The 8529-nt window shown below is 68.4% G+C and carries 9 protein-coding genes; 3 read left to right on the top strand and 6 right to left on the bottom strand.

Going from position 1 to position 8529, the window contains the following annotated elements:
- Positions 1–1886, bottom strand: a 1886-nt coding sequence (locus tag ACWDX9_RS55365) for a DEAD/DEAH box helicase (RefSeq protein ID WP_449970691.1), incomplete at its 3' end; no start/stop codon positions are given.
- Positions 1887–2235: 349 nt separating this feature from the next.
- On the opposite strand from ACWDX9_RS55365, the gene ACWDX9_RS55360 reads away from it, so the two are divergent.
- Positions 2236–2874: a ferritin-like fold-containing protein gene (locus ACWDX9_RS55360; protein WP_449970688.1), complete on the top strand. Its 639-nt coding sequence runs from the start codon at positions 2236–2238 to the stop codon at positions 2872–2874.
- Positions 2875–3296: 422 nt separating this feature from the next.
- On the opposite strand, the gene ACWDX9_RS55355 is transcribed toward ACWDX9_RS55360, so the two are convergent.
- The 5 genes from ACWDX9_RS55355 to ligD (ACWDX9_RS55335) all read right to left on the bottom strand — a co-directional run bounded on the left by ACWDX9_RS55355 (position 3297) and on the right by ligD (ACWDX9_RS55335) (position 6411).
- Positions 3297–3527: a DUF3107 domain-containing protein gene (locus ACWDX9_RS55355; protein WP_449970686.1), complete on the bottom strand. Its 231-nt coding sequence runs from the start codon at positions 3525–3527 to the stop codon at positions 3297–3299.
- An 88-nt stretch (positions 3528–3615) separates the two neighbouring features.
- Positions 3616–4236: a TetR/AcrR family transcriptional regulator gene (locus ACWDX9_RS55350; RefSeq protein ID WP_313043020.1), complete on the bottom strand. Its 621-nt coding sequence runs from the start codon at positions 4234–4236 to the stop codon at positions 3616–3618.
- 140 nt (positions 4237–4376) lie between these two features.
- Positions 4377–4583, bottom strand: coding sequence for a hypothetical protein (locus tag ACWDX9_RS55345; protein WP_449970683.1), 207 nt, complete (start codon positions 4581–4583; stop codon positions 4377–4379).
- A gap of 44 nt (positions 4584–4627) precedes the next feature.
- Positions 4628–5512 carry a non-homologous end-joining DNA ligase gene (ligD, locus tag ACWDX9_RS55340; protein WP_449970680.1) on the bottom strand — a complete coding sequence of 295 codons (885 nt, stop codon included), beginning with the start codon at positions 5510–5512 and terminating at the stop codon, positions 4628–4630.
- On the bottom strand, positions 5509–6411 hold the full coding sequence (gene ligD, locus ACWDX9_RS55335) for a non-homologous end-joining DNA ligase (protein WP_449970677.1): 903 nt from the start codon (positions 6409–6411) through the stop codon (positions 5509–5511). Before ligD (ACWDX9_RS55335) ends, ligD (ACWDX9_RS55340) begins: the two co-directional genes overlap by 4 nt.
- Positions 6412–6470: 59 nt before the next feature.
- Here ligD (ACWDX9_RS55335) and ku point away from each other — a divergent pair, with 59 nt between their 5' ends.
- Positions 6471–7337: a non-homologous end joining protein Ku gene (gene ku / locus ACWDX9_RS55330; protein WP_449970674.1), complete on the top strand. Its 867-nt coding sequence runs from the start codon at positions 6471–6473 to the stop codon at positions 7335–7337.
- Positions 7338–7719: 382 nt separating this feature from the next.
- Positions 7720–8064, top strand: a complete 345-nt coding sequence (locus ACWDX9_RS55325; protein WP_449970671.1) for a hypothetical protein — start codon at positions 7720–7722, stop codon at positions 8062–8064.
- The last annotated feature ends 465 nt before the right edge of the window (positions 8065–8529 follow it).

Below are 8529 nucleotides of genomic sequence, written 5' to 3'. Positions count from 1 at the left end.
GCTCCTCCGGTCAGCGAGCCGGCGCCGAGCTTCCTCTCGACGCCGCCTCCGCCGGTACGCAAGGAGTCGGAGCGGATCGTCCCGCCGCCCCCGCCACGGGGCTGGCGGCGCTGCTGCTTGCGCTCCGTGGCCGCCGACGGGGCGATGTCGTCGTCGTCCGAAGCCAGGTCGGGCGACTGGAAGATCACCGTGAACGGGTTCGGCGGGACGATCCGCTCCGACTCCTTGCGTACCGGCGGAGGCGGCGTCGAGAGGAAGCTCGGCGCCGGCTCGCTGACCGGAGGAGCGGGCGGGGCCTCGGCGACCGGCACCTGGTCGGCGGCGCGGCGGGAGCGGGTGCTCTTCGCCGGCGCCTCCTCGACGGTGTCGGCCTCGGGGGCCGCCGTGACGGCGGCCGCCCGCCGCGGCCGGGTGGCCTTGACGGGTGCCTCGGGGGCCTCGGCGAGCGCCTGCTCGATGGCGGACGAAGCCGCCCCCCTCCGCGTACGCGTCCGCTTCGGCTCGGCGGCCGCCTCGATCTCGTCCGTCGAGAAGATCGCGGGAGTCTCCTCCGTCTTGGCATCCACGAGCTCGACCTCCTGAGTCTCGACGGCTGCGGTCTCAGCCAGCTCCTTGCCACCACGGGTGCGGCGGCGCTGGCGCGGCGTACGGGCAGGGCGCTGTTCGCGCTGTTCGCGCTCTTCGCGCTCGTCGCGGCGACGGCCGCCACGAACACGTGCCCTGCCGGTCTCCCCGAGATCCTCGAGGCGCTCCGCGGACAGCCCGGCACGCGATCGGCTCGCGTGCGGCAGGACGCCCTTGGTGCCCTCGGGGATGTTCAGCTCGGAGTAGACGTGCGGTGAGGTGGAGTAGGTCTCCTCGGGCTCGGCGAACTCCAGCCCGAGCATCTGGTTGATCATCTTCCAGCGGGTCAGCTCCTCCCACTCCACGAACGTGACCGAGATGCCCGTGCGCCCGGCCCGGCCGGTGCGGCCGATGCGGTGCACGTACGTCTTGTCGTCCGTGGGGCAGTCGTAGTTGACCACGTGGGTGACGTCGTCGATGTCGATGCCGCGGGCCGCCACGTCGGTGGCCACCAGCACGTCGATCTTGCCGTTGCGGAACGCGCGCAGGGCCTGCTCGCGCTGGCCCTGGCCGAGGTCGCCGTGCACGGCCGCCACGGCGAAGCCGCGCGTGTCGAGCTGTTCGGCGACCATGTCGCAGGCCCGCTTGGTCTCGCAGAAGACCATCGTGAGCCCGCGGCCCTCGGCCTGCAGCAGCCGCCCGAGGATCTCGATCTTGTCCATGCGGTGCGCGCGCCACACGAGCTGGCGCACCTGCGGCGTGGTCTCACCCTCGCCGCTCTCGTGCTCGGCGCGTACGTGCGTCGGGCGGTTGAGGTACTTACGGGACAGCGTGACGATCTCGCCCGGCATGGTCGCCGAGAACAGCATCGTCTGCCGCTGTCCGGGGATCAGGTTGAAGATCCGCTCTACGTCGGGCAGGAAGCCCAGGTCGAGCATGCGGTCGGCCTCGTCGAGCACCAGGGTCGTGACCTGGCTCAGGTCGAGGTGCTTCTGCTTGACCAGGTCGAGCAGGCGTCCGGGGGTGCCGACGATGACGTCGACCCCGGCCTTGAGCGCCTCGATCTGCGGCTCGTACGCGCGCCCGCCGTAAACGGTCAGAACCCGGGACCCGAGCTTGCCGGCGGCGGTGACGAGGTCTTCGCTGACCTGCGTGGCCAGCTCGCGGGTCGGTACGACGACGAGCCCGCGGGGCTTCTTGCGGTTCTTGCGCGGCTTGCCGATGCTCTGGAGCATGGCGATGCCGAACGCGTAGGTCTTGCCCGTGCCGGTGCGCGCCTGACCGATGAGGTCCTGGCCGCTCAGGGCGAGCGGGAGAGCCATCTCTTGGATGGGGAACGGTGTGACGATGCCCTCGGTCTCGAGGGCATCGGCGATCTCAGGTGTGACTCCGAGGTCTCGGAAAGTCGTCAGCGTGGCCTGCCTCAGTTCTCAAATGAAGGCGGGCCTGCCGGGACCGACGGGCATGAACAGCCCTCGTTACGTGGGTCCTCGCGGTAGAGCCAGCCCTCTCGCGTCATCAGCGACCGCGCACCCGGAAGTGGGGGTATTCGGGAGAAACCCCCGAATTTACACAGTGCGGTCGCACTTTCACAGAGCAGTGTACTCGATACCACAACGCTGGCCGAGCTTACGTATGTTCCCGAAGATTCGCGGAAGTACGCTGCCTCCCATGAAGGAGTCTCCAGGAGTCGTCGATCTGCTCGGGGTGCTCGCCTACGCCGAGCTTAGTGCGTACGCGCGGATGACCGAGGACGCCGCCACGCTGGCGCCCTCGCTGGCCGACCGCGCGGCGCTGAGCGAGCTGGCCGTGACCGAGTACGCCCATTTCCGCCTGCTGCGTGACCGCCTGGCCGAGTTCGGGGCCGATCCCGACGAGGCGATGTCGCCGTTCGTCGGCGCGCTCGACGCCTGGCACACGCAGACCAGGCCGGCCGACTGGCTGCAGGCGCTGGTCAAGACGTACGTCGGGGACGGCATCGCGCTCGACTTCTACCGCGAGGCGGCCAGGCACCTCGATCCCTCGATCGCCAAGCTGGTGGACGAGGTGCTGGTGGACGAGGGGCGCTCGCAGTTCGCGGTCGAGCGGGTCAGGGCCGGGATCGAGGCGTCGCCCGCGCTCGCCGGACGGCTGGCGCTGTGGGCGCGCCGGCTCGTCGGCGAGGCGCTGAGCCAGGGGCAGCAGGTGGCCTCGGCACGGCCCGAGCTGGCGTTGTTGCTGGTGTCGGGGGAGGGCGCCGCCGATATTTCCCGACTTTTCGCGACGTTGACGGAGGCCCACAACAAACGCATGGCCGCCCTGGGCCTCTGACCGTCCCCAGGCGCCGCTGTCGGAGGCGTCGGGCCGGCGGGATGCGGGGTTGTGCGGACCGGGGCGCGTGCAGCAGCCGCCCGACGCGCACGGTCGGCGGGCTGTGGGTAGGGGGTGGCGGGGCGTGGTGAGGTGTTCAGGCGCAGGGTGAGCGGGCCGGGCTCTTGTGGCGGATGCTGGGTGCGGCCTGCCCCCTGGGACGGGCCGGGCTCTTGCGGTGGCCGGTGGGCGCGCACTGTCCTCTGGGACAGGGCGGACGCTGGGTGCGCACTGCCCCGCGAGCCCGGGGCGATCGTGCGCGGTCGCCACGCGCCGACCTCTCGCGGCCGCGCTGCCCCACGGGTGCGGGGCGATCGCCGGGGGTGGTGGCAAGCCCTGGGAGGGGTACGGCGGGTGAGCCGTACCCCCAGGTCAGGAAACTCCTAGAGGGTGCCGCCGAATCCGACGGGCCGGGACTGGTCCTCACCGATCTCAACGAAACCGATCGAGGCCACCGGCATCACGACCCGCCTGCCCTTCACGTCGGTCAGGGCGAACACGCCACGCTCCACCGACAACGCGTTCCTGATCTCCTCTTCGACCTGCTCGGCGGAGAGTTCGGTCTCGACAACGATTTCGCGGTGTACGGAGCGTACGCCGATCTTGACTTCCATCGTGGCTCCCTAGTCGACGGGCTGGCTCACTCCCATCGTGGCGGCTCGAAGCCGGGAAAAGGGCAAATGATCGCGCCCAGCGAACGGGTTATGCCGTACGCGGAAAACCGCTGATGCCGCGCCAGGCCAGCCGGGCCATGAGTTGTTCGGCCGCGTCCTTCGGGATCGAGCCGTGCTGGGTCACCCAGTAGCGGGCGCTCACCTCGGCCATGCCGACCAGCCCCACGCCGAGCAGGTGCGCCTCGTCGCTGGTGCAGCCGGTGTCCTCCTGGATGAGCACGGAGACCATCTCCGCGCACTCCTGCAGCGAGCGTTCCACGCGCTGCCGCACCGGCGCGACGTTGCGCAGGTCGGACTCGAACACCAGCCGGAACGCCTCGCCCTGCGTGGAGACGAAGTCGAAGAACGCGCTGAACGTGGCCTGCACGCGGAGTTTGTTCTCGTGGGTGGAGGCCAGCGCCTCGCGGCAGCGGTTGACCATGTCGTCGACGTGGAGGTCGAGCAGCGCCAGATAGAGCTCGAGCTTGCCGGGGAAGTGCTGGTAGAGCACCGGCTTGCTGACCCCCGCGCGATCGGCGATCTCGTCCATGGCGGCCGCGTGATAGCCGTTCTCCACGAACACTTCCTGCGCGGCGCTCAGGAGCTGCCGGCGGCGGGCGAGTCGGGGCAGCCGGGTGCCCCGGGGCTTCGCGTCCGGGGTTGCGGTCACGCGGGTCTCCATAGGTCTCTCAGCGGGCTGTGCGGACATCCTACGTGCGGGCAGAGCAGATGTTCATTGCCTTGCTCCGCTCCCCAGTCCGGGCAACGGCGCTCCTCCGCGCCACGAGGCGGGCTCGGGCGGAGCCGTAATCAGCGATATTCGTCGTCGTCGAGATCCACCACGCGGTCCTGATCGGCCGCGTCGGCGGGGTCGACCTCGAGCGGCAGCTCGCGGCGCTGCCTCCCGGCGCTCTGGCGGATCTCGAAATGCTGCTCCGCGGCGTCGGCCTCGGGCGTCTCGATCGGCAGCTCTGCCTCGTCCTGGTCGTAGGAGAGCTCGTCCCCGCGTGTGTCCATCTCCGACATCTTCTGGTCCCCCTCTTGGTGTGGACGGCACCAGCCTACGCCCGGCCGAAAAGGTCGCCGTGTTTCTCCACTCTGGCGAGTACGTCGGCCGCCGTGAACACCAGCTCCTCAGGCCGTTCGCAGCCCTCGACCTCCGTCCACTTCAGCGGTGTCGAGACGGCCGGCAGCTCCCTGGCCCGCAGCGAGTAGGGCGCCACGGTGGTCTTGGCCGGGTTGTTCTGGCTCCAGTCGATGAACACCTTGCCGGGCCTGGCCTTCTTCGCCATCACGCTGACGACCTGCCGGGGGTGCTCCTTCTCGAGGAGCCGGGCCAGCCTCTTGGCGTACGCGGAGGGCTCCTCGCGGCAGTCCCAGTCGGCGTACAGCTGCATGCCCTTGTTCCCGCTGGTCTTCGGCAGGGCGGTGAGCCCGTCGGCCGCCAGCACCTCGCGCAGCATGAGGGCCACCCGGCAGCATTCGACGATGGTCGCGGGCGGGCCGGGGTCGAGGTCGAACACGAGCGTGTCGGGCGGCAGCGCCTCGCCGTCCTCGTCCACGCGCCACTGGGGCACGTGCAGCTCGAGCGCGGCGAGGTTGGCGTAGTAGACGAGGGTGGGCAGGTCCTCGATGACGGCGAAGTCGATGGCCTCGCGGTTCTTGGTGCTGCCGGGGACGGGGAGCTTGACCCGCCTGACCCAGTCCGGGGTGTGGTCGGGGGCGTTCTTCTCGAAGAAGGACTGGCCGCCGACGCCGTTCGGGTAGCGCTTGACGGTCAGGGGCCGGCCCCGGAGGTGGGGGAGGAGCACGGGGGCCACGCGGCTGTAGTAGTCGATGACCTCGGCCTTGGTGAAGCCGTACTCGGGGTAGAGGACCTTGTCCAGGTTGCTCAGCGTCAGAGCTCGCCCGTCGACCTTTACCGGCACCTTCGCCGGGCTGTTCACAGCGTCACCTCCGAGGGGAGCTTGTCGGGGCGCAGGCCACGCCACACGGGGTGGCGCAGCCGCTGCTCGTCGGTCCACATCGTGTAGGCCACCTCCCCGACCAGATCCGGCCTAACCCACCGATTTCGCCACGGGACCGCGTTGCTGAACGGGCTGTGCGGGACCTCCAGCGGCCGCATCCGCCGGTGGAGCTCGTCGAGCACGGTGTCGGTGAACCCGGTCCCGACGTGCCCCACGTACGCGAGCCCCCGATCGGTGAACATCCCCATCACCAGCGAGCCGATCCCGCCCGCCCGGCGCCCCTTGCCGGGCTTCCAGCCGCCGATCACGACCTCTCTGGTACGCAGGTGCTTCACCTTGATCCACCACGGGGACCGGGTGCCCGGCCGGTAGGGGGAGTCCAGCCGCTTGGCGACCACACCCTCCAGGCCCTGCTCGGAGGTGGCCGTGAGCAGGTCGGAGTCGCCGGGGAAGTACGGGGGCGCGCCGACGTCCAGCTCGTCGAGCAGCGCCCGCCGGTCGCGGTAGGGCAGGTCGAACATCGGCGTGCCGTCGAGATAGAGCAGGTCGAACGGCATGTACGTGATGGGGTACAGCTCCAGCATGACCGGCTCGGGATCGGTCAGGTGCATCCTGTGCTGCAACCGCTCGAAGCTGGGCCTGCCGCGTTTGTCGAGCGCGACGACCTCGCCGTCGATGATCGCGTTCTTGATCCCGAAACCGGATATTTCCGGATACCTCCGCGTGTATTCGACCCCGTGCCGCCCCGTCACCCTCAGGCCGCCGTCAAGATGGACGACGGCGCGGATGCCGTCCCACTTGACCTCCAGTCCGTACCTCTCGCGATCGGGCGGTAGTTCCCCAGGTACGGCCAGCATCGGTTCGACGGGGTATGGCATTGGTTGCCCCATGACGGGTATGTGCCCATTGGCGAACGATTGAGAGCTGAGGAGTGACCATGCGCAGCATCTGGAAAGGTGCGATCTCCTTTGGCCTGGTCACGATACCCGTCAAGCTCTATTCCGCCACCGAGCAGAAGGACGTGACGTTCCACCAGGTCCATCGCGAGGACGGCGGCCGGATCCGCTACAAGCGCGTGTGCACGCAGGACGGCGAAGAGGTGCCGTACTCCGACATCGCCAAGGGCTACGAACTGCCGACGGGCGAGATCGTCGTGCTCACCGACGAGGACTTCGAGCATCTGCCGCTGAGCACGTCCCGCAGGATCGACGTCCTCCAGTTCGCCCCGGCCGAGCAGATAGACCCGATCTACTTCGCCAAGTCGTACTACCTGGAGCCCGACGCGCAGGGGGCGAAGCCGTACGTGCTGCTGCGCAACGCCCTGGAGAGCTCGGGTCAGGTGGCGGTGGTCAAGGTGGCGCTGCGCCAGCGCGAGTCCCTGGCCACGCTGCGGGTACGGGACGGCGTCTTCGTCCTGGAGACCATGCTCTGGCCCGACGAGATCCGCACGCCGGACTTCGGCTTCCTCGAGGAGGACATCGAGGTACGGCCTCAGGAGCTCCAGATGGCCGAGTCCCTGATCAGCACCATGGAGTCGGACTTCGACCCGAGCGAGTACCACGACACGTACCGCGAGGCGCTGCAGCAGGTGATCGAGGCGAAGGTGGCGGGCAGGGAGGTCATCCCGGCCCGCGAGGAAGAGGAAGCCGGACCGGCGGTCGACCTCATGGCCGCGCTGCGCGCCAGCGTGGAGGCCGCGAAGCGGGAGCGTGAGGGCGGGGCCGCCAAGCCCAAGAAGGCCGCCGCCAAGTCCAAGGACGAGGAGAAGGCTCCCGCCAAGCGCAAGCCCCGCAAGACGGCCTGAACACCTCTCTCAGCGGTTCCACATGCCTCCGTAAGGGAGGCGCTCCACGGCCTCGCCGACGCTTCTCGCGTCGAGCCTCTGGCCGCCTTTCTCAGGCATTCACCCCGCCGCGAGGTGGGGTTTTTCGTGCTGCCCTCCGGGACTCTTCGGCGCGATCACCGAATAGGACATATCCGGATAAGTCGTGTCATTTCGCTCTATAAATCTTTAATGCAAGCAATAAGATTGTTAATGCATAGCAAAACCGGCTAGGTGCCGTTTGTTGGGCTGCTGTCTGGAAATGACACATCATGGATGGCTCTTCGGCAGGCGTCCAAGACCTCTTTCCGGGTAACCGGAAATGTCGAGAACGGGGCAATCGATCCTTTAGGGGGAAAACGCAATGCCCAAGCTCAAGACTGTTTTCGCGGGTCTCGCCGTCAGCACGGCGCTGACCGGTGGCGTGGTAGCCGCGGGCGCGGCCACGACTTCGGCCAGCGCCGGCGCCGCCGCTCAGGTCAAGTCCGCCGCCTCCGTCCTCGCCAATGGCTGCGGCGGCGGGGGCTGGCGCCGCTGCGGCTGGGGCGGCGGCGGCTGGGGCGGCGGCTGGGGCTGGCGTCGTCACCACCAGAACAGCCGCGTGCGGGTCAACGTCCACAACCGGAACATCAACATCAACCGGTTCGAGCGCGAGCGCGAGCACCGCGAGCACGACCACCACCACAACAACGGCGACAACTGGTCATAGCCGTGTGCTGACGGCGCGGGGATGACCGCGTTCTCGCGGTTGGGGGATTTCCCCGCGCCTCCACGGCAGCCTTTCGAAAAGGGCTCCCCAGACCTCAGGGCTGGGGAGCCCTTGCTGTGTCCGGATCTATGTGAGGGTGCGGCGTTTGCGCAGAATCATGGGGATGTCTGTGGTGGGCCAAATGACGGCAATTCCAGTTTGCTTGCTGTTTCAGCCGGAAATATGCATGATGCGGATGATTCGTTAAGGATCATCCGGGGCGTTTCCTAGTCGATCGGGTTTTTGGGGGTTGGCCGGGAACGTGAGGAACGGGGCAATCGAACCTGTAGGGGGAAAACGCAATGCCCAAGCTCAAAAGTGTTATGGCCGGTTGAAAAGGATTACGGTTACGGTGCGTAAAGAAAGATCCACATCGCTATCCTCACCACAAGGCCACATGTCACTTCCCCCAAGGGTGCGGCAGGG

Source organism: Nonomuraea sp. NPDC003201 (assembly GCF_053590415.1).
This window is presented reverse-complemented; position numbering and strand designations above follow the sequence as displayed.